This is a genomic window from Pantoea agglomerans, from assembly GCF_020149765.1.
Taxonomy (GTDB): Bacteria; Pseudomonadota; Gammaproteobacteria; order Enterobacterales; family Enterobacteriaceae; genus Pantoea; species Pantoea alvi.
Map to the genome: position 1 here is coordinate 278,035 of NZ_CP083808.1, position 22,028 is coordinate 300,062.

General features: G+C 58.4%; 17 protein-coding genes and 1 pseudogene. 4 read left to right on the forward strand and 14 right to left on the reverse strand.

Features of this window, described 5'->3' with window-relative positions:
- Window positions 1-220: 220 nt before the first annotated feature.
- The 6 genes and pseudogenes from narI to LB453_RS01290 form a co-directional block, all read right to left on the reverse strand.
- The gene (gene narI / locus LB453_RS01265; protein WP_103796533.1) at window positions 221-898 is read right to left on the reverse strand and encodes a respiratory nitrate reductase subunit gamma; all 678 of its coding nucleotides are present in this window, start codon (window positions 896-898) and stop codon (window positions 221-223) included.
- A complete protein-coding gene (narJ, locus tag LB453_RS01270; RefSeq protein ID WP_103796534.1) occupies window positions 898-1,587 on the reverse strand; it encodes a nitrate reductase molybdenum cofactor assembly chaperone in 690 nt (229 codons plus the stop codon). The genes narI and narJ overlap by 1 nt, the downstream gene beginning before the upstream one ends.
- A pseudogene (narH, locus tag LB453_RS01275) lies at window positions 1,587-3,121 on the reverse strand (nitrate reductase subunit beta). The gene narJ and the pseudogene narH overlap by 1 nt, the downstream one beginning before the upstream one ends.
- On the reverse strand, window positions 3,118-6,852 hold the full coding sequence (locus LB453_RS01280) for a nitrate reductase subunit alpha (RefSeq protein ID WP_103796536.1): 3,735 nt from the start codon (window positions 6,850-6,852) through the stop codon (window positions 3,118-3,120). The pseudogene narH and the gene LB453_RS01280 overlap by 4 nt, the downstream one beginning before the upstream one ends.
- Window positions 6,853-6,888: 36 nt before the next feature.
- Window positions 6,889-8,262, reverse strand: coding sequence for a NarK family nitrate/nitrite MFS transporter (locus LB453_RS01285; protein WP_103796537.1), 1,374 nt, complete (start codon window positions 8,260-8,262; stop codon window positions 6,889-6,891).
- 803 nt (window positions 8,263-9,065) lie between these two features.
- Entirely contained in the window at window positions 9,066-9,617 is a 552-nt protein-coding gene (locus LB453_RS01290; RefSeq protein WP_103796538.1) for a TetR/AcrR family transcriptional regulator, read from the reverse strand.
- A gap of 121 nt (window positions 9,618-9,738) precedes the next feature.
- Here LB453_RS01290 and LB453_RS01295 point away from each other — a divergent pair, with 121 nt between their 5' ends.
- Complete coding sequence (locus LB453_RS01295) at window positions 9,739-10,941, forward strand: MFS transporter (RefSeq protein WP_103796539.1); 1,203 nt, start codon at window positions 9,739-9,741, stop codon at window positions 10,939-10,941.
- Window positions 10,942-10,972: 31 nt separating this feature from the next.
- Here the strand turns inward: LB453_RS01295 and LB453_RS01300 are convergent, their stop codons facing one another.
- Window positions 10,973-11,296 carry a hypothetical protein gene (locus LB453_RS01300; RefSeq protein ID WP_103796540.1) on the reverse strand — a complete coding sequence of 108 codons (324 nt, stop codon included), beginning with the start codon at window positions 11,294-11,296 and terminating at the stop codon, window positions 10,973-10,975.
- A 198-nt stretch (window positions 11,297-11,494) separates the two neighbouring features.
- Between LB453_RS01300 and LB453_RS01305 the strand changes: the two genes are divergently transcribed.
- Window positions 11,495-12,190, forward strand: coding sequence for a B3/4 domain-containing protein (locus LB453_RS01305; RefSeq protein WP_103796541.1), 696 nt, complete (start codon window positions 11,495-11,497; stop codon window positions 12,188-12,190).
- 61 nt (window positions 12,191-12,251) lie between these two features.
- On the opposite strand, the gene LB453_RS01310 is transcribed toward LB453_RS01305, so the two are convergent.
- Entirely contained in the window at window positions 12,252-12,977 is a 726-nt protein-coding gene (locus tag LB453_RS01310; protein ID WP_103796542.1) for a YoaK family protein, read from the reverse strand.
- A gap of 293 nt (window positions 12,978-13,270) precedes the next feature.
- Between LB453_RS01310 and LB453_RS01315 the strand changes: the two genes are divergently transcribed.
- Window positions 13,271-14,263 carry a sugar phosphate isomerase/epimerase family protein gene (locus LB453_RS01315; protein WP_103796543.1) on the forward strand — a complete coding sequence of 331 codons (993 nt, stop codon included), beginning with the start codon at window positions 13,271-13,273 and terminating at the stop codon, window positions 14,261-14,263.
- Between the two features lie 37 nt (window positions 14,264-14,300).
- On the opposite strand, the gene corA is transcribed toward LB453_RS01315, so the two are convergent.
- Together corA and LB453_RS01325 are read right to left on the reverse strand one after the other, a co-directional pair.
- Entirely contained in the window at window positions 14,301-15,266 is a 966-nt protein-coding gene (corA, locus tag LB453_RS01320; protein WP_103796544.1) for a magnesium/cobalt transporter CorA, read from the reverse strand.
- 126 nt (window positions 15,267-15,392) lie between these two features.
- Window positions 15,393-16,520: an acyltransferase family protein gene (locus LB453_RS01325; protein WP_103796545.1), complete on the reverse strand. Its 1,128-nt coding sequence runs from the start codon at window positions 16,518-16,520 to the stop codon at window positions 15,393-15,395.
- Between the two features lie 662 nt (window positions 16,521-17,182).
- On the opposite strand from LB453_RS01325, the gene LB453_RS01330 reads away from it, so the two are divergent.
- Window positions 17,183-17,929: an SGNH/GDSL hydrolase family protein gene (locus LB453_RS01330; RefSeq protein WP_103796575.1), complete on the forward strand. Its 747-nt coding sequence runs from the start codon at window positions 17,183-17,185 to the stop codon at window positions 17,927-17,929.
- On the opposite strand, the gene LB453_RS01335 is transcribed toward LB453_RS01330, so the two are convergent.
- The 4 genes from LB453_RS01335 to LB453_RS01350 are packed head-to-tail and all read right to left on the reverse strand — an operon-like array spanning window position 17,926 to window position 21,654.
- Window positions 17,926-18,603, reverse strand: coding sequence for an SDR family NAD(P)-dependent oxidoreductase (locus tag LB453_RS01335; RefSeq protein ID WP_103796546.1), 678 nt, complete (start codon window positions 18,601-18,603; stop codon window positions 17,926-17,928). The genes LB453_RS01330 and LB453_RS01335 overlap by 4 nt on opposite strands.
- The gene (locus tag LB453_RS01340) at window positions 18,604-19,074 is read right to left on the reverse strand and encodes a YhcH/YjgK/YiaL family protein (protein ID WP_103796547.1); all 471 of its coding nucleotides are present in this window, start codon (window positions 19,072-19,074) and stop codon (window positions 18,604-18,606) included.
- On the reverse strand, window positions 19,071-20,240 hold the full coding sequence (locus LB453_RS01345) for a sialidase family protein (RefSeq protein WP_103796548.1): 1,170 nt from the start codon (window positions 20,238-20,240) through the stop codon (window positions 19,071-19,073). The genes LB453_RS01340 and LB453_RS01345 overlap by 4 nt, the downstream gene beginning before the upstream one ends.
- Complete coding sequence (locus LB453_RS01350) at window positions 20,224-21,654, reverse strand: sodium:solute symporter family protein (protein ID WP_103796549.1); 1,431 nt, start codon at window positions 21,652-21,654, stop codon at window positions 20,224-20,226. Before LB453_RS01350 ends, LB453_RS01345 begins: the two co-directional genes overlap by 17 nt.
- Window positions 21,655-22,028 lie beyond the last annotated feature (374 nt).

Below are 22,028 nucleotides of genomic sequence, written 5' to 3' on the forward strand. Positions count from 1 at the left end.
TCACGCTTCACCTTTTTATTATTACCTGAGCTTAAGCGTAGGGAGTAATGCGATCCTTGTCACAGCGACTAAGTAAAAAGAGTTAATAAAAATGTTAAGTAACTTAAATAAAAATGCGTTATCTCAGTTACTGTAAAGGCGCGGTGGGGTTACAGAAAAGTCAATCAGCGGCGGGCGTAATTTCGCGCCAGCCATTAATATAGCTGGCGCGAGGCGATTATCAGCGGCGGGCTCTTACCACCTGATAGCGTCGGGTGAAATATTCCACCGGCGCGCTCCAGACGTGAACCAGTCGCGTAAACGGAAACAGCAGAAAAATAGTCATGCCGAGTACCAGATGCACCCGGTAGATCCACTCTACCCCGGCCAGCGATTCAGAGGCGCCGCCGCGGAAGGTGACAATGGCCTGCGCCCAGCCCACCAGCTTCATCATGTCGGCACCGTCGAGATGCTGCATCGAGAAGAGGATCGTTGTCAGACCCAGCGCGCACTGCACCAGCAGAATCATCAGGATCAGCATATCGGCAGGGGTTGAGGTTGCACGAACGCGCGGACTGAACAGACGACGCTTCAGCAGCAGCAAACCGCCGACCAGCGTCATGATGCCGAACACGCCCCCCGCCGCCATTGCCAGCTTCTGCTTGGTGGCGATAGCGAGGAAGGATTCATACATCCAGTGCGGCGTCAGCAGGCCGAACAAATGGCCGAAGAAGATGCCGAGAATACCGATATGAAACAGATTAGAACCCAGGCGCATCCCTTTTTTATCCAGCATCTGGCTGGAGGAGGCGCGCCAGGTGTACTGGCCGTAGTCGTAACGCAGCCAGCTCCCAATCAGGAACACGGTGCCGCACAGGTAGGGATAGATATCAAAGAACAACACGTTTAAATAGTGCATCAGGCTGTTCCTCCAGCGGAGAGATCGAGATATTGCGGCGCGGTTTCATGGCGGAAGCGCCGCTGATGTTGCTGTTGTGCGGAGCTGTCGCAGGCGCTGTCGTCGATAAACCTCACCTGCTCCTCTTCCCAGACCGCATCCATAGCGGCCGGGGTATCGTCGCGCGACTCGCTGGCGACCTGAGCCGCCACGCTTTCGCTGCTCAGCGGGCTGTTGGCTACCTTCAGAAGCGTGTCAAACAGCAGGCTGAAGTCGCTGTCGCGCTCTTTCAGACGGCCGCCGAGCAGCGCCAGAATCGGCGCGACGTCCAGCAGTCCCTGACGGGCATCCGCTTCTGGCTGCAGGCTGAGATATTCCAGATAGAGCGGCAGATAGTCCGGCAGTTCACGACAGTTCAGCTCCAGTCCGGCGCGTTCATACTGCGCCATAAGATCCACCATCGCCTGACCGCGATCGCGCGACTCTGCGTGCACATGCTCAAACAGCAGCAGCGAAGTCGCGCGGCCGCGTTCGAACAGCGCGCACCATTCTGCCTGCATATCGAGCGGCGGCGTGGCAAAGTAGCGATCGATAAAGGGCAGCAGCGCGGGATGCTGCGCGCTGACCAGCTCGCGCAGCTCCTCCTGATGCGACCAGAGCGCCTCGTCGGGATACTCCAGCAGCAGGGCTACAGCTTTAATTAGCGCCATTATTTGCCTCCCGCGTTGTCGCCGATATTGATCGCGTCAATGCGGCGGCTGTTAAACAGGTTAAATTTGGTGTCACTGCCGTGGCAGCCGTCGCCAAAGGTAAAGCCGCAGCCGTTGCGTTCAGGGAAGGCTTCACGCGCCAGCTCGCGATGGCTGCTGGGGATAACGAAGCGATCTTCATAGTTGGCGATCGCCAGATAGCGATACATCTCCTCGACCTGCGCTTCGCTCAGCCCCACCTCGTCGATGGCGCGCGTATCGGTAACCCCGTCCACGCTCTGCGCGCGTTTGTAGTGGCGCATCGCCATCATGCGCTTCAGCGCACGCAGCACCGGGGCGGTATCGCCGGCGCTCAGCAGGTTAGCGAGGTATTGCACCGGAATGCGCAGGCTTTCCACGTCCGGCAGCACGCTGGTCTGGGACACCAGCCCGCCCGCGTCGGCCACCGACTGAATCGGCGACAGCGGCGGCACATACCAGACCATCGGCAGCGTGCGATATTCGGGATGCAGCGGCAGCGCCAGCTTCCAGTCCATCGCCAGCTTCCACACCGGCGACGCCTGCGCGGCATCGATAACGCTTTGCGGGATGCCCGCTTCAGCGCCTCTTCGATCACCTGCGGATCGAAGGGATCGAGAAAGACGTCGCACTGGCGCTGGTAGAGATCGGTTTCCTGTTCGGTGCTGGCCGCTTCGGCGATCTTGTCGGCGTCATACAGCAGCACGCCGAGATAGCGAATGCGGCCGACGCAGGTTTCTGAGCAGACGGTGGGCATGCCTGACTCAATGCGCGGATAGCAGAAGATGCATTTTTCCGACTTGCCGCTCTTCCAGTTGAAGTAGATCTTTTTGTACGGGCAGCCGCTGACGCACAGACGCCAGCCGCGGCATTTATCCTGGTCGATCAGGACAATGCCATCCTCTTCGCGCTTGTAGATAGCGCCGCTCGGACAGGTAGCGGCGCAGGCGGGATTAAGGCAGTGCTCGCACAGGCGCGGCAGATACATCATGAAGGTGTTTTCGAACTGGCCGTACATCTCCTTCTGCATCGCGTCGAAGTTTTTATCCGCCGAACGCTTGCTGAACTCGCCGCCAAGGATCTCTTCCCAGTTCGGGCCGCCCTGGATTTTGTCCATACGCTGACCGCTGATCAGCGAGCGCGGGCGCGCCGTCGGCTGGTTCTTGCCTGCTTTGGCAGTGTGGAGATGCTGGTAGTCAAAGGTAAAAGGCTCGTAGTAGTCATCGATGCCCGGCACCACCGGGTTGGCGAAGATTTTCATCAGCACCGATGAGCGGCTGCCGAGGCGCGGCACCAGTCGCCCCTTGATGTTGCGGATCCAGCCGCCGCGCCATTTTTCCTGGTCCTCCCAGGCGTTGGGATAGCCGACGCCGGGTTTGCTTTCTACGTTGTTAAACCAGGCGTACTCCATCCCCTCACGGCTGGTCCAGACGTTTTTACAGGTGACGGAGCAGGTATGACAGCCGATGCACTTATCGAGATTTAATACCATGCCGACCTGAGAGCGGATTTTCATTTTGTCGCCTCCTGTACTTGATCGCGGCCTTCGTCATCCAGCCAGTTCACCTTGTTCATCTTGCGTACCATGATAAATTCGTCGCGGTTAGAGCCGACGGTGCCGTAGTAGTTGAAGCCGTACGCCAGCTGGGCGTAGCCGCCGATCATATGGGTCGGTTTCGGACAGGCGCGCGTGACCGAGTTATGGATACCGCCGCGCTGGCCGGTCACCTCCGATCCTGGAATGTTCATCAGACGTTCCTGCGCGTGATACATCATCGTCATGCCCGCCGGAACGCGCTGGCTTACCACTGCGCGCGCCGTCAGCGCGCCGTTGGCGTTGAACACCTCGATCCAGTCGTTATCTTCAATCCCCAGCTCTCTGGCGTCTGTTTCACTCATCCAGACGATGGGGCCGCCGCGTGACAGCGTCAGCATCAGCAGGTTTTCACTGTAGGTAGAGTGAATGCCCCATTTCTGGTGCGGCGTAAGGAAGTTGAGCGCTTTCTCCGGGAAACCGTTGGAGGGAATATGCTCCAGGTTCTGCACGCTGCGCGTATCAACCGGCGGACGGTAGGCGCAGAACGCTTCGCCGAAGGCGCGCATCCAGGGGTGATCCTGATAGAGCTGCTGACGGCCCGACAGGGTGCGCCACGGGATCAGCTCATGCACGTTGGTGTAGCCGGCGTTATAGGAGACATGCTCATCTTCCAGGCCAGACCAGGTCGGGCTGGAGATGATTTTGCGCGGCTGCGCCTGAATATCGCGGAAGCGGATCTTCTCCTCTTCTTTTGGCTTCGCCAGGTGGGTGTGGTCGCGACCGGTGAACTCACTCAGCGCCTGCCAGGCTTTTACCGCCACCTGACCGTTGGTTTCCGGCGCCAGCGTCAGGATCACTTCTGCGGCGTCGATGGCGCTGTTGATCATCGGCTGGCCTTTAGCAACGCCGTCCGCTTTGGTGTAGTTAAGACGGCGCAGCAGGTCGACCTCTTTATCGGTGTTCCAGCTGATGCCTTTGCCGCCGTTGCCCAGCTTCTCCAGCAGCGGCCCGACCGAGGTGAAGCGCTCGTAGACGGCGGGATAGTCGCGCTGCACGCTGATAATCTGCGGCGCGGTCTGGCCAGGAATAAGATCGCACTCCCCTTTTTTCCAGTCGCGCACGTCGCCCGCCGCCAGTTCGCCCGGCGAGTCGTGCTGCAGCGGCTGCAGCACCACGTCGGTCTCTTTGCCGAGATGGCCAACGCAGAGGTCGGAAAAGGTTTTGGCGATGCCTTTATAGATTTCCCAGTCGCTTTTCGACTCCCAGGCGGGATCGACCGCGGCGGAAAGCGGATGAATAAACGGATGCATATCCGAAGTATTCATATCGTCTTTCTCATACCAGGTGGCGGTCGGCAGCACGATATCGGAGAAGAGACAGGTGCTGGACATGCGGAAATCGAGCGTGACCAGCAGGTCGAGCTTGCCTTCCAGCGCCTCGCCGCGCCACTCCAGCTCTTCCGGGCGCTCCTTCTCATCGCTTATCGGCTCGCCCTGAATACCGCTCTCGGTGCCGAGCAGATAGCGCAGCATATACTCGTGCCCTTTGCCCGACGAGCCGAGCAGGTTTGAGCGCCAGATAAACATATTGCGCGGATGGTTGTCGCCGTTATCGGGATCTTCGCACGCCATGCGCAGCTTGCCAGACTTCAGCGCGTCAACGGTCCAGGCCTGCTCTGACTGGCCGGCGCGTTTCGCCTCTTCGGCGATGCGCAGCGGGTTGATGCCGAGCTGCGGCGAGGATGGCAGCCAGCCCATACGTTCGGCGCGGACGTTGAAGTCGATTAACTGGCCGCTGAACTTGCTGGCGTCGGCGAGCGGCGACAGCAGTTCGCTGACCTGCAGTTTCTCAAAGCGCCACTGGCTGGCGTGGTTATAGAAGAACGAGGTGCTGTTCATCTGGCGCGGCGGACGATTCCAGTCAAGCGCGAAGGCCAGCGGCGCCCAGCCGGTTTGCGGACGCAGCTTCTCCTGACCCACATAGTGCGCCCATCCGCCGCCGGTCTGACCGACGCAGCCGCAGAATACCAGCATATTGATCAGGCCACGGTAGTTCATGTCCATGTGATACCAGTGGTTCATGCCCGCGCCGACGATAATCATCGAGCGTCCGTGGGTTTTGTGCGCCGTTTCGCCGAACTCGCGCGCGATTTTTTCAATCTGGCTGCGCGGCACGCCGCAGATCTGCTCCGCCCAGGCGGGTGAATAGGCGCGCACGTCGCTGTAGTCGCGCGCGCAGTTAACGTCATCAAGGCCGCGGTCGAGACCGTAGTGGGCCAGCGTCAAATCATAAACCGAGGCGACCGGCAGCTCACGACCGTCGGCCAGCGTCAGCATTTTGACCGGCACTTTATGCAGCAGCACCTCTTCCTGCTTTACATGGCGAAAATGAGGGTTCTCGATGCCGCCAAAGTAGGGAAAGGCAACATCCATAACCGCATCGCGCCGGTCGAGCAGCGAGAGCGTCAGCTGCGTCGGCGTGCCTGCTGCTTTCTGTTCGAGGTTCCATTTGCCCTTTTCGCCCCAGCGGAAGCCGATTGACCCGTTCGGCACCACCAGATCGCCCGTCTGGTTAAAGGCGACGGTTTTCCACTGCGGATTGTTCTCTTCGCCGAGGTTATCGGCCAGGTCCGCGGCACGCAGCTGGCGTCCCGGTACATAGCTGCCATCTTCACGCGGCTCCAGCAGCACCAGCATCGGCATATCGGTGTATTGACGCGCGTAGTTCAGGAAGTAGTCGCTGGGGTTTTTCAGGTGAAACTCGTTCAGGATGACGTGGCCCATCGCCATCGCCAGCGCGCTGTCGGTGCCCTGCTTCGGCGCCAGCCACTGGTCGCACAGCTTGGCGACTTCCGAGTAGTCCGGGGTGATGGCGACCGTTTTAGTGCCTTTGTAGCGCACTTCGGTAAAGAAGTGCGCGTCCGGGGTGCGCGTCTGCGGCACGTTGGAGCCCCAGGCGATAATGTAGTTAGCGTTGTACCAGTCGGCGGATTCCGGCACGTCGGTCTGCTCGCCCCAGGTCATCGGCGACGCGGGCGGCAGGTCGCAATACCAGTCGTAGAAGCTCAGGCAGGTGCCGCCGAGCAGCGACAGATAGCGCGTGCCTGCTGCATAAGAAACCATCGACATCGCCGGGATTGGCGAGAAGCCCGCAATTCGGTCCGGGCCGTAGTTTTTGATGGTCCAGATATTGGCGGCGGCGATCAGCGGATTCAGCTCTTTCCAGCTGGCGCGCACGAAACCGCCGCGGCCGCGCTGCGATTTATAGATTTTGCTCTTTTCCTTGTCCGCCATAATGGCGTTCCAGGCGTCAACCGGATCGCTGTGCTGCGCCAGCGCGTCGCGCCACATCTCCAGCAGCACCTTGCGCACCAGCGGATATTTCAGCCGGTTGGCGCTGTAGAGATACCAGGAGTAGCTCGCACCGCGCGGACAGCCGCGCGGCTCGTGGTTGGGCAGATCGGGACGCGTACGCGGATAGTCGGTTTGCTGCGTCTCCCAGGTAACCAAACCGTTTTTAACGTAAATCTTCCAGCTGCAGGAGCCGGTGCAGTTTACGCCGTGGGTGGAACGCACGATCTTGTCATATTGCCAGCGCTGCCGGTAACTCTCTTCCCAGTCGCGATTGGTGTTATAGACCTGACCGTGCCCCTCTGCGAAGCTGTCGCCTTTCTGTTTGAAATAGCGGAAGCGGTCGAGAAGTTTGCTCATTGCGCATCTCCAGTATGGTTAGTGCTCATGTTCTGCTTAGTTGTTATTGGTTTTGCGACGGCCATACAGCAGCCAGGTCAACAGCAGACAGACGATGTAAAAGATCAGGAAAAGTTTCATGGCGCCGACGGGCGAACCGGTCAGGGTCAGCGAGGTGCCGAACGCTTTCGGGATAAAGAACCCGCCGATCGCGCCCAGCGCGGAAATAAAGCCCAGCGCAGCGGCGGTGTCGGTTACTGCGGCATGCTGCGCCTCTTCCGGGCTGCGACCGAGTTTCGTCATGCGCTCCAGAGTGATCTGGCGAAAAATGACGGCGATCATCTGGAAGGTCGAGCCGCTGCCGAGACCTGAGGCCAGGAACAGGCCCATAAAGACCCCATAGAAACCCAGGAAGTAGCCGTCAGTGGCACCCGGCAGCGTAAGAAAGACCAGCGCCGAGAACAGCGTCATTAGCGAGAAACTAATCACCGTAACGCGCACTCCGCCGAACCTGTCAGACAGGAAGCCGCCCGCAGAGCGCGCCAGCGCGCCGAGGAAAGGGCCGAAGAAGGCGAGATGCACGATATCGACATGGGGAAACTGCGTTTTCGCCAGCATGGCGAAGCCCGCAGAGAAGCCGATAAAGGAACCGAAAGTAGCCAGATAAAGCATGCCCAGGGTCCAGAGATGGCCCTGTTTCAATACGGGCAGCTGCTCGCGCAGCGAGGCGCGCATGCCGGCGATATCGTTCATGCCGGTCCAGGCGGCGATGGTGGCTATAGCCAGCAGCGGCGCCCAGATCCAGGCGGCGTTGGCCAGCCACATCTGGCTGCCATCCTCCAGCGTGATGCCACCCACGAAAAACGGCACCGCGATAATCAGCGGCGCAACGAGCTGCATCACGCTGACGCCGAGGTTGCCGAGACCGCCGTTGATGCCGAGCGCCGAGCCCTGTTTGCTTTTGGGATAGAAGAGGCTGATATTGCCCATGCTGGAGGCGAAGTTAGCCCCTGCCAGACCGCAGAACAGCGAAATAATAATAAATACGCCGTAGGGGGTTTGCGGATTCTGCACCGCGAAGCCGAGCCAGACGCAGGGAATAATCAGCACGGCGGTGCTGATCACCGTCCAGAGACGGCCGCCGAGCACCGGCACGACAAAAGAGTAAGGCACGCGAAACAGCGCCCCGGAGAGCGAAGGCAGCGCGGTCAGGAGAAACAGCTGATCGACGGTAAAGTTAAATCCAACCCGGTTCAGGTTAACGGCGACGGTGCTAAAAAGCATCCAGACGCAGAAGGCGAGCAGTAAGGCGAAGACTGAGATGATGAGATTGCGACGGGCGATACGTTTGCCGCTGCTTTCCCAGAATTGTTGATTTTCAGGCGCCCAGTTTTCAAGCGCGCCGTGCCCGGAATGAGGTTTTACGCTCACATATCCTCCTGATGAGCAGCAGTGGGATCGCTCCCGCTCTCTGCAAGTAGTATTTAAAAAGTAATAAATGAGAAACCGACTAAATCCGTATTAATACGAATCTGAATGTAATCAGATGACGACGCCGAGCCAGCCTTGCCTTATTAAATAAATTGCGAGCTATTCAGGTGCCGTTATTTGGCGAACGCTTACGTCCTGTAGAATGGTTAATAAGCCTATCGCAGCAGGCCAGAAAAACAAGAGGATTTGTAGGGGCTTTCATGATGCAGCGCAAAGCAACGCGGGATTGGATAATAGCGTCGCTAACGTTAACTACCTAATTATAGGTATATTTTATTTTTATTAAAAGAGATGAACAGATCGGCCGCCGGGTAGCTTGATAAAAATCAAAGAATATCTGAATAAAAACCAATATTGATTGCCGGGCGCCCTTTTCGAATAGATTTAATATAAATGCGAGCTGCTCTCAATTCTGATTTTAATAAACATAATAGTCACCAGACCCTGGCGCGATATTAATTACAATATATAGCGCAGCATATCAATGCTTTTGTCATTGCGAAGGGGATAAAGCCAGCCGCAATCCCTTAGCTGCGTGGCGTGATCGGTGACTGGCTGACGATATGCTGACGTGTTCGCTCATGGTTTCAGCAACGGTGACCTCTTTTGCTGCTGAGTCTTTAAAGCCGCATTTGGCACGTTGCTGTTGTGTTCAATAATAACCTTTATGCATGTTGTAACTACTATGATATCACCTCCCTTCCCTGCTGCTTTAAAGCACCCCGCACGCTTCAATGCGATTATCAGCCCTGAAACAGTCGCGCCACCCGTTCGCGGCAGTAGTCAGGCGTAGGCTCACGGTCTTCAAACAGAATATGGTAGATCACCGGGGCCACCACCGTATCTACCGCCTCCTCCACGGAGAAGCCCGCTTCCCCACGCGCGATGGCGCGCTTTTGCAGCGTCTCAAGATGCAGAGCGGTAAAGCCGCAGCACTTCACCGTCGCACTGCCTCCCCCGCTGCCGATGATATCAGCAAGCATCTGCCGTCCGGGTTTTGATGACATCTCTTCGGCATACTGCAGAATAAAGGTTTCCAGGTCGCGCTGCATATCGCCAGTATCTTCGGGTTCGCTTATCGGGCGCATACGCGCCACCGCAACGTCAGCAAGCAGCTGCGTCAGATCGCCCCAGCGGCGATAAAGCGTGGATGGCGTGACGCCCGCCGTTTCCGCTATCATCGGTACCGTAAGCTCGCTGCGGTCGCGGGTTTTCAGCAGCGTATTGACCGCCCTATGCACCTCTTCCTGAATGCGCGCGCTGCGTCCGCCCTGCCGAATCATCTCCCTCGCCATCTTTTCTCCTGTCAGTAAAGAATGAACATCGCTAAAATTGTTTAATGCAAAGATATTGCGTTAACGCATAAATGCAAGTATACCTGCCTTAAAGCTAATATTTTGCTTTAAGGTGATCGCCATGTCTTCTGCAACCACAACGCTCTCTGCCGCCGCCGCGGCGCGCATAACGCTTTATGCCTTTGTCTGCGCGACGCTGTTTTCCGCAACCAGCAGCGCGCCGACGCCGCTCTACCCGCTCTATCGCACGCTTTTCCATCTGTCGCCGGTGATGATAACGCTGATTTTCGCCAGCTATGCCTTTGCCCTGCTTGTTTCACTGCTGACGCTGGCTCGCCTTTCCGATTTTACCGGGCGGCGCGTGATGATGCTGGCGGCGCTGCTGTGCAACGCGCTGGCGCTGGGGATATTTATGCTGGCAGATTCGGCGCAGACGCTGGTCGCCGCGCGGATCATCCAGGGCGTTGCCACCGGCATCGCCCTGCCGACCTTTGGTGCGGCGATCCTCGATAGCGATAAGGTGCGCGGCCCGCTGCTCAATTCGGTGACGGCATTTGCTGGCCTGCTGGCCGGTTCGCTGACCGGCGCACTGATGATCACCTTCGCGCCTTTTCCTACCGTCTCGGTCTATGCGCTGCTGTTTGCACTGATGCTGGTAGCGCTGGCGCTGCTGCCTCTGATGCCTGAAACCGTGGCGCGGACGCCCGGCGCCTTGCGCGCCTTAACGCCGCAGATCGCTATACCCTCCCGCGCGCGCGGGCCGCTGCTGCGGCTTGCTCCCGTAAACGTCGCCACCTGGGCGCTGGGCGGCTTTTACCTGTCGCTGATGCCGTCGCTGGCGATCCTCTCAACGGGCCTCAGCTCGCCGTTTGTTGGCGGGAGCGTGGTGGCCACGCTGATGCTGAGCGCTACCGCGTCGGTCTTTATCTTCCGCCGCTGGCAGCCGCAGCGCGCGCTGTTTATTGGCACCCTTGCGCTGATGGCGGGCATTAGCCTGACCCTGATCGGCATCAATCATCATCTGACGGCGCTGCTCTATCTCGGCACGGCGGTCGCCGGTCAGGGTTTTGGCTCTATTTTTTCAACCCTGCTGAGTATTGTGATGCCGCTGGCGGAGAGCCACGAGCGCGCCGGGCTGTTTGCCGCTTTTCTGGTAAAAAGCTATCTCGCCTTTGCGCTGCCGGCGCTGCTTGCGGGCTGCGCGGTGCCGCTGCTGGGCCTGACCGCGACGGCTAACTACTACTGCTGGGGAATTTTTTCGATGGCGGCGGTGTCACTGCTGGCGGGAGGGCGCGCGGTGCGCCTGAAGGCGGAAAGAGGATAAAAAAATGGCCGGATTAACCGGCCATGTACTGTTAGTTTGTGGCTTTGTTTTTCAGGTCTTCAGCGCCCTGCTTGGTTTTATCCCAGGCTTTTTCGCTGCCCTGTTTGGTGCTGTGCCAGGCTTTCTGCGTACCTTCGCTGACTTTGCTGGTGGTCGCATGGCTTTTGCCTTCCGCGGCGTGTTCCGCTTTCAGCTTCTGCTCAGCGCCCGCGTCCTGGGCCTGATGCAGTTTCTCTTTAGCGGTATCAGCGCCTTTATGCGCTTCAGCCACGGTTTCATCAGTAGCGTGTGTGGTCGCAGCAAAAACCGGAGCAGCCAGCATCAGAGCGGAAAGTGCAATAATCGTCTTTTTCATGATTCCCTCACTAATTATTAAGTCCATACTCAGTATAGACAAATAACGCAATCGCACAGCAAAAGGCGCGTAATTTACGACGGATTCGGCATATTCCTGGATTTTTATCTGGTCTGCTTCTCTTTGCGTCCCGCACAGGCGGGCACGACCGCCATCCATCGCTACACTCTATCCAGTAACCCACTACAAGGAATAGCGATGTTTTCTTTCTCTCCTGCGGTCGAACTTACCGTAATCGCGCTGGCGCCGGGCTTCCGCGCTATCAGCATTCTGGTGGAAGCGAGCGAGGTGCAGCACCCGGAGGTGGCGCGCGAGGCGCTGGACGACGCCTGCCGCGCGGTCGCCGTCGAAGATGTGCCCTACGCCGAGGCGCATATCGCCGCCTGGCGCGAAGCCTTTAAGGCCTTTGGTGCGAAACCGGCGCGCACGCCGAGTTCGGTGGAAGCGCTGCGCAAGCGGGTTGTCCGCGACGGCGCGCTGCCCGCCATCGATCCGATTGTCGACCTCTACAACGCCATCAGCATTAAGTACGCCTTGCCGATCGGCGGCGAAAACGCCGCCGCCTATGTCGGCGACGCGCGCCTGGTACGCGCCGACGGCAGCGAACGCTTTGACACCCTGAAGGGGGGCGACCCCGTTGAAGAGTCCCCCGAGCCGGGCGAAGTGATCTGGCGCGACGATCTCGGCGTCACCTGTCGCCGCTGGAACTGGCGCCAGGGCGTGCGTACGCGCCTCGACGCCAGCGCACAGCAGATGTGGTTTATTCTCGAGAGCCTGCCGGAAATGCCGATAGATGCGCTGCATCAGGCCAGCGACGCACTGATCGCGGGCCTTGAGGCGATGATGCCAGGCTGCCGCATTGAAAAACAGCTGCTGGGTGCCGGCTTTAGCTGAATGTTTTTTGCCGCAGGCGCGGCTGAGCGAGCCGCGCCTTTGCCCGCCGTCGCCAGGCAGTTTACTGACTGGCCGGGTTCGTATGCCAGCCCAGCAGGGTATGCAGCGCCAGAGCGATAAGCATCAGACCGATCAAGATGATGAACGGATACCCCAGCGCGTGATAGAGCCAGATCCCCGCCACGCCGCCAGCCAGAAACGAGAACAGCGTTGAGGCGTGAAGTTTCAAACGCTCGATATAGAGCGGCGCCTCTTTCGGCGACTCCTTGCGCCTCAGCACGTCGAACAGCATCGCCAGTTCAATACCGATATCCGTTGAGGTGCCGGAAATATGGGTAGTTCTTACGCGGGCATTGGATATGCGCGTTACCACCGCATTTTGCAGCCCCATAAAAAAGCTCAGGCATAATATCAGCACCACGCCGGGCGAGCGCGGCGTCAGCCAGGTTTCAACCACCCCCAGTCCCACCAGGCCGATCCCCTCCACCAGGATGTTAAAGGCATAGACCTTACGCATATTGTTGCGCCGTCCGGCATTAACCAGCAGCGTTGAGAAAGCGGAGCCGGTAATAAAGATGGCGACAATCGACACAAAGAAGATAGCCGGTGCCAGACTGGCTTTTGCCAGATGATCCGAAAGGGAGGAGACATTGCCGGTCATATTGGCGGAGAAAAAGCCGACAACCTCAAACGCCGCGGTATTCAGCGCGCCGGCGACAGCCGCCAGCGTGCAGGCGAGCTGCCTGTCGGCCATATGACTGCGAAAGTTTTCAGTGCTTATAAGCATAGCGCCTGCGATATCGAACCTGACTGCGCAAATGATCCCTCTAATGTCGCCGATTAACAAGCCAAACGGCGCGGCTGATTTTCTCCCCTTAGCCCGACGCTCGCTTTCTGCGCAGCGCAAAGGCGGCGATTTATTGTGACCGGCCTTACAGTTATCGCGCGCCCCACTGGTCACTCAGCCGTTTCCGCCCGCACAATGGAATATATAATCTTTCTTGAATATATATTCACTGATGGATTGCCGCCGCAATCCGACCACGCTTCTGTCTGCATCCTGAACGGAGAATATCGGTAATGAGTGACTACAACTATCCCAGCTTTGGCGCTGGCCTGTGGCATTTCGCAAACTATATCGATCGCTATGCAGTTGACGGCTACGGCCCGGCGCTCAGCACGCTCGATCAAATCAAGCTGGCGGCGGAAGTTGAGGATCTCGCCTGGGTGGACATTCCCTATCCTTTTACCCCTGGCGTCTCGGTCAGTGACGTTAAGCAGGCGCTACAGGAAGCGGGTCTGAAAGCGATCGGCGTAACCCCCGAGATCTACCTGCGCAAATTCTCGCGCGGCGCCTTTACCCATCCCGACGCGGCGGTGCGCGCCGAGGCGCTGGCGCTGATGAATGAAGCGGCCGACGTGGTGCGCGAACTGGGCGCCAGCTACGTTAAGGTGTGGCCCGGTCAGGACGGCTGGGATTACCCCTTCCAGGTCGATCACAAAAATCTGTGGAAGCTGGCGGTTGACGGCATGCGCGAGCTGGCCGGGGCCAACCCGGACGTGAAATTCGCCATCGAATATAAGCCGCGCGAGCCGCGCGTCAAAATGACCTGGGATTCCGCGGCGAAATCGCTGCTGGGCATTGAAGAGATCGGGCTGGATAACGTCGGGATCCTGCTCGATTTCGGCCACGCGCTGTTTGCGGGCGAGTCGCCGGCCGGCGCTGCGCAGCTGATTATCGATCGCGGCCGCCTGTTTGGCATGGACGTGAACGACAATCTGCGCGGCTGGGATGATGACCTGGTGGTCGGCACGGTGCATATGACCGAGATTTTCGAGTTTTTCTACGTGCTGAAGCGCAACAACTGGAACGGCGTCTGGCAGCTCGACCAGTTCCCGTTCCGTGAAGACCATGTGGAAGCCGCCAACCTTTCCATCCGCTTTCTCAAGCACATCTATCGCGCGCTCGACAAGCTCGATATCGATGCGCTGCAGGCGGCGCAGCTGGAGCAAAATCCCCTGAAAGCGCAGCGCATTATTCAGAATGCGCTGCTGAGCAGCATCGAAGAGTAAGGCGTCGCCGTGGCGCGAGCGCGTCACGGCCATCCCTTTAGAGCCAGCCCGACTTGCGCAGCCGCAGCCACAGCATAAAGCAGCCGAAGATGGTACAACCCAGCGCCAGCGGATAGCCGAGCGGCGAATCAAGCTCCGGCATATCCTTAAAGTTCATGCCGTACATGCTGAAAATCACCGTCGGCACGACCAGAATCGCACCCCAGCCCGCCAGCTTTTTTGTCACCTCGTTCTGCTGCACCGCCACCATCGCCAGGTTGACGTGCATGGCGCTGGTCAGCATTTCCCGCATATCCTCCGCGTCGGTCACCACATGGCGCGCATGATCCTGCACGTCGCGCAGATAGGCGCGCAGCTCTTTCGGTACAATCTCCTCATGCAGCCGGACCAGCTGCTGGCAGATCTCTTCCAGCGGCTGCGCCGCGTTACGCAGGCTCAGCAGCTCGCGGCGCAGGCGATAGACCTTCTTCACGGCCACATTGTCAAATTCGGAACGAAACAGCGCCGCCTCCATTTCGTTGATTTTATCGCTGAGGGAGGCGGTATATTCGCCATAGCGGTCGACGATAAAATCGAGAATGCAGTAGAGCGGATAGCCCGGCCCGTGTTCGAGCAGCGCGCTGTTTTGCGCCACGCGATCGCGCACGGGGGCGTAGCTTTCGGAGGCGCCGTGACGCAGCGTGATCAGGAAGTTTTTACCGATAAAAAAGTGGGTTTCACCGAAATGAAGATGCTCATTTTCTGAACTGACGGTTTTAGCCACGATAAACAACGACTCGCCGTACTGTTCGATTTTAGGGCGCTGATGGGCGCATAACGCATCTTCTACCGCCAGCTCATGCAGGGCGAACTCGCGCTGGATTTTATACATGAACTCCGCTTCGGGCTGATAAAGCCCCATCCAGATAAATGCGTCTGGCTCATTAAGCACATCACTGATTTTTTCTACGTCTAATTCCTGCCCAGTCTGGCCGGGGCGATATACCATGCAATTTACAATCATGATCCCTTCGCTACACGGTTGTCTGAAGTAGTAAGAGCATAACCGTTTTTGTTGCGCGCTAATAAACAGGTTTGTAACAGAATGCCCGCCGGATAAGGATCGGCGGGCAGCGGAAAGGCCGGGCGGTTAGCTGCGGGGATGGGTGGCCGGCACGTTCTGCAGGCGGGCCGGTTTCAGCCCGAACAGCAGCGACATAAGCGGCAGCTGCTTAATCAGAAAATAGAGCGCGGCGCTGCAGATTAGCCCGAGCGAGGTGACGACCGTGACGTAGGTGATCGGCAGCGAATCCGGCAGATAGCCATCCAGCAGCCAGGCGAAGGTGATCACCAGCGGATAGTGCATGATGTAGATCACCAGCGCGGAATCCACCACGCCTTTCACCAGGCGGCTCTCTTTCATACGCAATTTCTCAAAGGTGAACACGACCCAGTAAGAGAAGATCACCGAGAAGACGCTGGCGCAGAGCACCGGCAAATATTTCAGGCTGCTGGTGATGTTGTAGTGGAAGATGGCATAGAACACCAGCCAGCAGGCCAGGCCCAGCGCCGCCACAACTCTGGTGTTAACCAGCATGCTGCGCGCCTGCTGCGGGATCTGATCGCTGTTCAGGTAGAGCGCATAGCCTGCCGCATAAAAGACCATAAAGCGCGCGGTAACCGGGATCAGGTTGGCCCATTCGCCAAAGTCTTTTACGAAAAATTTCACCACAAAGAACGCATTCGCCGCCACGATTAGCGCCGCCACCAGCAGCGGGAAAGGCAGCCGACGCATCGCCGCCGCCGCGCGCTGATAGAGATGGGTCGGGATCAAAAATGACATCGCGGTGAGCGAAACCAGGAACCAGAGATGGTGCAGTGAGGTATAGGCACCCAGCGCGCCCTGTGTCGTCAGCGCGTCGCCGTCGATTTGCGCGTTGATAAGATACATCAGCCCGGGAATAAACAGAAAGGCGGAGATAAGCGGCACCACAACGCGCTTTTTACGGTTACTGTAAAAAAAGTCGCTGCCTTTGCGCAGGATCACCATCGCCGAGAACATGCCCGACAGGAAGAAAAAGGCTTCCATCCGAAAGGTATGCATAAACTCAATCAGCGCGGTAAAGCCGTCCGACTCATTTTTCCCGGAAATATAGTACCAGTTATTTCCGCCGGGAAGGCTGCGGGCGGCGTGATATAACACCCCTTCCAGAATTAACAGCGCGCGCAGGAAATCCAGGCCAATATTTCGGCTTGAGAGAAACGCTTTATTTTCCACGTTGTACCCTTCTTAATTTTTCGTCAGAACGTCGCATCTCTCCTGCTGCACTTTTAACAGCGAGACGCGTAAAGGATATAATCCTGACCTGGTGAAGTCGGCCGCGCAGAAATCAGAATAACCCTGCCTGGCCTGAGTAGCTAAAGCGTATCACCACTTAACGATAAAAAGCATTCCGCTGGCGGGACATTAGGAATATGCCTGGAGATAAGCCGTTCAATTAGGAAAAAGGCCAGATAAAACGGGTGTCGCGGGATAAACGCACTGGCGTGGTATTTGAAAAATTATCATTAAATTACAGAGATTTATAAATAAATCCGTGCTAACTGCTGTTAATTTTATCTCTGCTACGCAACACATCTCATTAAACGAGACGGTTGATAAGGCCGGTTAATAGAAGAAACTTCGCTAAAGAGTGCGATTTTGCTTATTTTACCTGGCTGGCGGGCAAAACCTCTCTCTCCCGCTGCGATGTGCATTAAAAAACAGCGCGCGTAATAAAACTAAGCATTGATATAGTTTTGCTGGCAACTATCGGGGCTTTTCGGGTTGTTGGCGGCTAAATTAATTTGCTAACGTGATCGCAGGCGTGGTTTAACCGCGATACTCACTGCAGCCAACGGGCCGAGAGCGATATGTTTCGAATAAAATTTCAGTTTAAAATGGCGCTATCTTTCGCGCTTTCCGCTGCCGTCTGTTCGCCAGCCGTGGCGCAGTCAACCTCCCCCGCCACCTTTATTATTGAAGCCTGGGGAGGATCAAGCACGAAAGGCGTGCTGGCGGTGCGTGAAAATGGCCGGCTGCGCAATATCGTCAGCGAGCACAATGAAATTGCCGTGCTCAACCAGCTGCTGCAGGCAAAATATGGTAGCGGTGTGCAGGTAATTAATCGCGGCGCGCCGTCGGCGCAGGCGATAGAGCTGCTGAACGGCCGCTATAAATATGAGCATAATCCGCCGTGGCAGGAGGCGATTAAAGGCTCCAGCGCCCGCCTGATCCTGCTGAACTTCGCCACCAACGATGCGCGCCACTATCACTTTCACGATATCGAAAAACCGTACCAGGTCAGCCCGCAGCGCTACAGCGAAGTGATGACCGCGCTGATCGACAGCGCCCGAGCGAACGGCAAAGCGGTGATATTGCAGGAGCCTCATCCGCTGTGCGGCCGGGCGGAGAAATGGGATGTCGCACCCTATGCCGCGCGGCTCGACGCCGTCGCCCGCGCGGAAAAGGTGCCGCTGGTTAGTCAGTACCAGCGCATTCAGCAGATGCCAGACTGGCGCGCCATGATGTCGCCTGACTGCATTCATCCTTCAGAGCAGCTCTATCGCATTAAAGCGCTGGAGACCTTTAGGGTGATCGAGCAGCATTTCGGCGCGCAGCTGGCGGCGCTGAACGCCCGCTCCTAGCGCAGCGAGGCGCCGCCGCAAATAACCATCTCCTGACCGGTGATGGCCGCCGCCTGCGGCGAGAGCAGAAAAGCGGTGAGCGCGGCCACCTCCTGAGGCTGAATCAGCCGGCCTATCGGCGGCACGACCGGCCGTGACGCTTCGCGGCCCGGCTGCGAGAGCATGGGCGTTTCCGTGGCGCCCGGCGCCACCACGTTGACCGTAATGCCGCGCGACGCCAGCTCTATTGCCCAGCTGCGCGCCATTCCCACCATAGCGGCCTTGGTGGCGACATACTGGGAGCGGTTGGCCGCGCCGCGCGAGGTACGGCTGCCGATTAGCACGATACGGCCGCCCGCGCGCATCTCAGGCACAAAGCGGCTGGCGAGGATCTCCGCCGCGCGCACGTGCAGCGACCAGAGTCGCGAGCTGACGCCGAGGTTAATCTCGCCCACCGGCGCGGCGGCCATCATGCCAGCGGCATGCACCAGCGCGTCCGGTACGGAAAGATCGGCAGCGGTGCGGATAAGCGCAGGCTCGTCGGTCATATCGACCTGAACGCTGCGGAACAGCGCGCTGTCGCGCGTCACCTGGCTGCGGCTTAAGCCCGTCACCTGCCAGCCCTGTTCGAGCAGCGCGTCGACAATCGCGGCGCCAATGCCGGAGCTGGCCCCGGTTACGACTGCATGCGGCATCTAGGCCTCCAGAAGCGAACGTGGAATTTTAAACACCGCCTTGCGCACGTATCCCGGCTGCGGTGCCGCGCACAGCGCCTGATGCGGCTCGCCCGGTAAAAACAGCGCGAAATCCCCGGCGCTCAAGCGAATCGAGACCGGCAGCAGTGGCGCGGCGGCGATGAAAAGATCCGCTTTGCGCTCTTCATCGTCCGGCTGCGCCAGCGGCCGCTGACTGGCGTTAATGATCTCATTGCCCTCCAGCACCACCTGAATATCGGCCCACTGGCGGTGATACTCCGTATGGCGCTGCGCGGCTGGTTCGGTCTGCGCCGGTCCGATATGGCAAAACCACGCTGCGTCGGCGGGCTGAAAGCGGCCATCTTCGCGCTGCCGCAGCGCATCGAGCCGGCATTCTTCGCGCTCAAGAATCTCGCGCAGCGCGGCGGGCAGGCCCGCCATCGCCAGCGTCTGCAAGTTGCCGATAATCATAACTTCTCCTTTATCCACGCCGGCGAAAGGCGCACATATTTGATTGCCTGCCGGTAGAAGGTGTACGCGATATGCAGATCGCCGTCGGCGCTCTGCTTGATGGTGGGATAGGAGAATTCGCGGTTGAGTTTCTGCTGCGAATTATTGGTCATGCAGTAGCCGTCCCCTTCATCAAGATTGCGCTGCCACGGCCAGCTTTTGCCGCCGTCGGGCGACAGCGCCACCGTCATCGGCGCGCGCGGCGCACCCCAGAAGGCGCTGCGTCCTTCGCGCGCCTGCGGTTCCCTGCGGCTGTCGTCGCCGTCATCGATTTCGTCATAGAGCGAGGCGCGCCGCTCCGTCGCCCCCGCCGCACTCATATTGTTAAACACCAGCGCCAGGGTGCCGTCCTGCAGCGTCGTGACCTGAACAGAGGAGTTGTTGTTAGGCAGCGTGGTCGGCTCTGGAGAGCTCCAGCTTTCGCCGCCATCCTCCGACTGGCTGTAGTAAATAGAGTCCGCCCATCGGCTACGAAAGAGCGCCACCAGCGCGCCGCCTGGCAGCGCGGTGATGTTCATATGCACGCAGCCGAGGCTGTCAGGCACCGCGACGTCGCGCCAGCTTTTGCCGCCATCGCTGGAGATCTTCACCGCGCTAACGTCGTCATTGCCCACCCACTTCTCGCCCGGCTGGGTGCGGCAGTAGAAGACCGGCAGCAGCCAGCTGCCGTTCTCCAGCACGGTGATCGGCTGGCGAATAAAGGTGCCGGGCTGGTCGAGGAGCGTCTCAATCGGCCCCCAGCTTACGCCCAGGTCGTGCGACTGGCGCATCCGTACGATAGCGGTATCCTGGTTGCCGGCGAGCTGCGCCGTCCACAGCAGCCACAGCACGCCGTCCGGCGCCAGAAACAGCACCGGATTCTGTTCAGACCGCGTGGGATCGTCAGAGAGCTTTACCGCCTCGCTCCAGCGATCGGCGCCGGGCAGCAGACGCGAACTGTAGACGGAGATATCCGCCACGCCTTCCTGGGTACCGCCGAACCAGACGCACATCAGCGATCCGTCCGGCAGCGGCAACAGGTTGGCCGCGTGGTTTTGCGGGCACGGCGACGGCAGCATCGCCGTTATAAGGCGCGCATCCTGTTCTGTCGGGCGCAGCACGCCATCGCGGTTAACGGTTACGGACATATGGGACTCCCCTCTGTTCAACGCGCTGGCGCGTTATATCTGTTTGTCGGTTTGGGATCAGGTAATCGATCGCCATGATGATGGCCGGCGTGACCAGCGCGATATACATATTATTGATGCCGAAGGGATCGCCCAGCAGATACCAGACCGAGGTCGCCACGCAGGCGCCGATAAGACCGGCGTTTGCGCCGCGCGCGCTTTTGAAAAACGGTGCGTAGAAGGCGATTACCGCCACGACCGAGATTGACAGGCGAATAGCGCGGGTAAAGAACGAGAGTTTCAGTACTTCAGGCACCAGCAGCACAAAAATCAGCGGCAGGAAGCCGATAATCAGCGATAGCCAGCGCGTGGCTTTAAACTCCTGCTCCTGGGTCGGCTTGCGGTACGGCACGTAGAAATCTTTTACCACCAGCGAGGCGATAGCCAGCGCCACGGTGCTGACGCTCACAAAGATCGAGGCTACCAGTGACGTTGTCACCACGCCCGCCATCCAGGGATTCATATCCTGCAGAAAGATCGGCATGGCGTAGAGGCTGTTGATCTCAGGGTGCAGATATTTCGCCGCGACGCCGATTACCGCAATCGCCAGCCCAATCGGCAGGCAGAAAATGAATGCGACCCAGGTGGCGCGCTTAGCCGAGCGCACATCCTTCGTCGAAGAGATCGCCTGAATCACAAACTGGGTGCAGAAGATAGAGCCGATGGTGCCGATTAGCCAGGCGACAATGGTGCTGGCGCCGACGTGACCATCCCACGTCCAGTAGTAGCTGGGCATCTGCTCCATCATGGGCGTAAAGCCGCCGGTTTTATAAAGCGCGAAGCCCATAATGGCGAGAATGCCGAAGTATTTCAGCGCGCTGTGCAGCATAGTGACCCACGCCAGCCCTTTCATGCCGCCAAAGCAGAAGTAGAAGGTGCTGACGATGGCGGTAATAAAGGCCGCAACCGGCAGGTTAACCTTCAGAATGGTCGAAATCGCCGCCGCGCCGCTCACGTAGTTGCCCACGTTCACCAGCAGCAGCGCGTAAATCATAATCACGGAGATAATGTTCTTGGTCGTCGTGCCATATTTTTCCGCGATAGCACCGGAAATGGTGATTTTGCCGGTGCTGTAGATGCGTTTTACCAGCAGGAAACCAAACAGCGGAAAGCCGATCGCCGCACCGATTACTGACCAGGAGGCGGCGAAACCATCTTCAAAGGCGGCCTGCGCGGTGCCAATGGTCGATTTGGCACCGATATATTCCGACATCAGCAAAATACCGACCACCAGCGCGGGCATGGCGCGCGATCCTTCCATAAAGTCGCCGCTGCTTTTGCTGCGCAGCCGCCAGGTCAGCCAGGTGGTGAACAGAATATAAGCCACCACGATGCCGACGATAATCAGGGTATCTTCAGCGTTAAACGTATTCATCTGAGCCTCTCTTGAGGACGAGCGAAACCGTGAGGGTCATGACCCTCGTCTATTTTGCGATGAGTAAGGGCGCGTGCTGGCGAGCTAGCGCGTCGCCGTGAAAGCTGAAGCGCAGAGCCGCGGCGGCGCGGCGGCTGAGTCAGTGCAGCGCGTGCTGCTGTTAAGGTTTGCCACGTTGGTCTCCTGTAGGGATGGATATTGATTGAATTTAATCATCGCACTTTCTGTTGAAGGCGTTACAGGAGAGTTTATAGGTTAATCCGCACAATAATAAATTGATCGTGCTCACATATGGTCAAATATGATTGCATACAATCATTGGCAGCGGTAAAGCTTTCAGGCGCGCAGGCGCGGGTAGCGGGCAGGATGGAAAA

Bases quoted from the DNA above. Each gene is read 5' to 3' on its own strand.
- narI (WP_103796533.1), bottom strand. From the start codon at position 898: ATGCACTATTTAAACGTGTTGTTCTTTGATATCTATCCCTACCTGTGC.
- narJ (WP_103796534.1), bottom strand. From the start codon at position 1,587: ATGGCGCTAATTAAAGCTGTAGCCCTGCTGCTGGAGTATCCCGACGAG.
- LB453_RS01280 (WP_103796536.1), bottom strand. From the start codon at position 6,852: ATGAGCAAACTTCTCGACCGCTTCCGCTATTTCAAACAGAAAGGCGAC.
- LB453_RS01290 (WP_103796538.1), bottom strand. From the start codon at position 9,617: ATGGCGAGGGAGATGATTCGGCAGGGCGGACGCAGCGCGCGCATTCAG.
- LB453_RS01295 (WP_103796539.1), top strand. From the start codon at position 9,739: ATGTCTTCTGCAACCACAACGCTCTCTGCCGCCGCCGCGGCGCGCATA.
- LB453_RS01300 (WP_103796540.1), bottom strand. From the start codon at position 11,296: ATGAAAAAGACGATTATTGCACTTTCCGCTCTGATGCTGGCTGCTCCG.
- LB453_RS01305 (WP_103796541.1), top strand. From the start codon at position 11,495: ATGTTTTCTTTCTCTCCTGCGGTCGAACTTACCGTAATCGCGCTGGCG.
- LB453_RS01310 (WP_103796542.1), bottom strand. From the start codon at position 12,977: ATGCTTATAAGCACTGAAAACTTTCGCAGTCATATGGCCGACAGGCAG.
- LB453_RS01315 (WP_103796543.1), top strand. From the start codon at position 13,271: ATGAGTGACTACAACTATCCCAGCTTTGGCGCTGGCCTGTGGCATTTC.
- corA (WP_103796544.1), bottom strand. From the start codon at position 15,266: ATGATTGTAAATTGCATGGTATATCGCCCCGGCCAGACTGGGCAGGAA.
- LB453_RS01330 (WP_103796575.1), top strand. From the start codon at position 17,183: ATGGCGCTATCTTTCGCGCTTTCCGCTGCCGTCTGTTCGCCAGCCGTG.
- LB453_RS01335 (WP_103796546.1), bottom strand. From the start codon at position 18,603: ATGCCGCATGCAGTCGTAACCGGGGCCAGCTCCGGCATTGGCGCCGCG.
- LB453_RS01340 (WP_103796547.1), bottom strand. From the start codon at position 19,074: ATGATTATCGGCAACTTGCAGACGCTGGCGATGGCGGGCCTGCCCGCC.
- LB453_RS01345 (WP_103796548.1), bottom strand. From the start codon at position 20,240: ATGTCCGTAACCGTTAACCGCGATGGCGTGCTGCGCCCGACAGAACAG.
- LB453_RS01350 (WP_103796549.1), bottom strand. From the start codon at position 21,654: ATGAATACGTTTAACGCTGAAGATACCCTGATTATCGTCGGCATCGTG.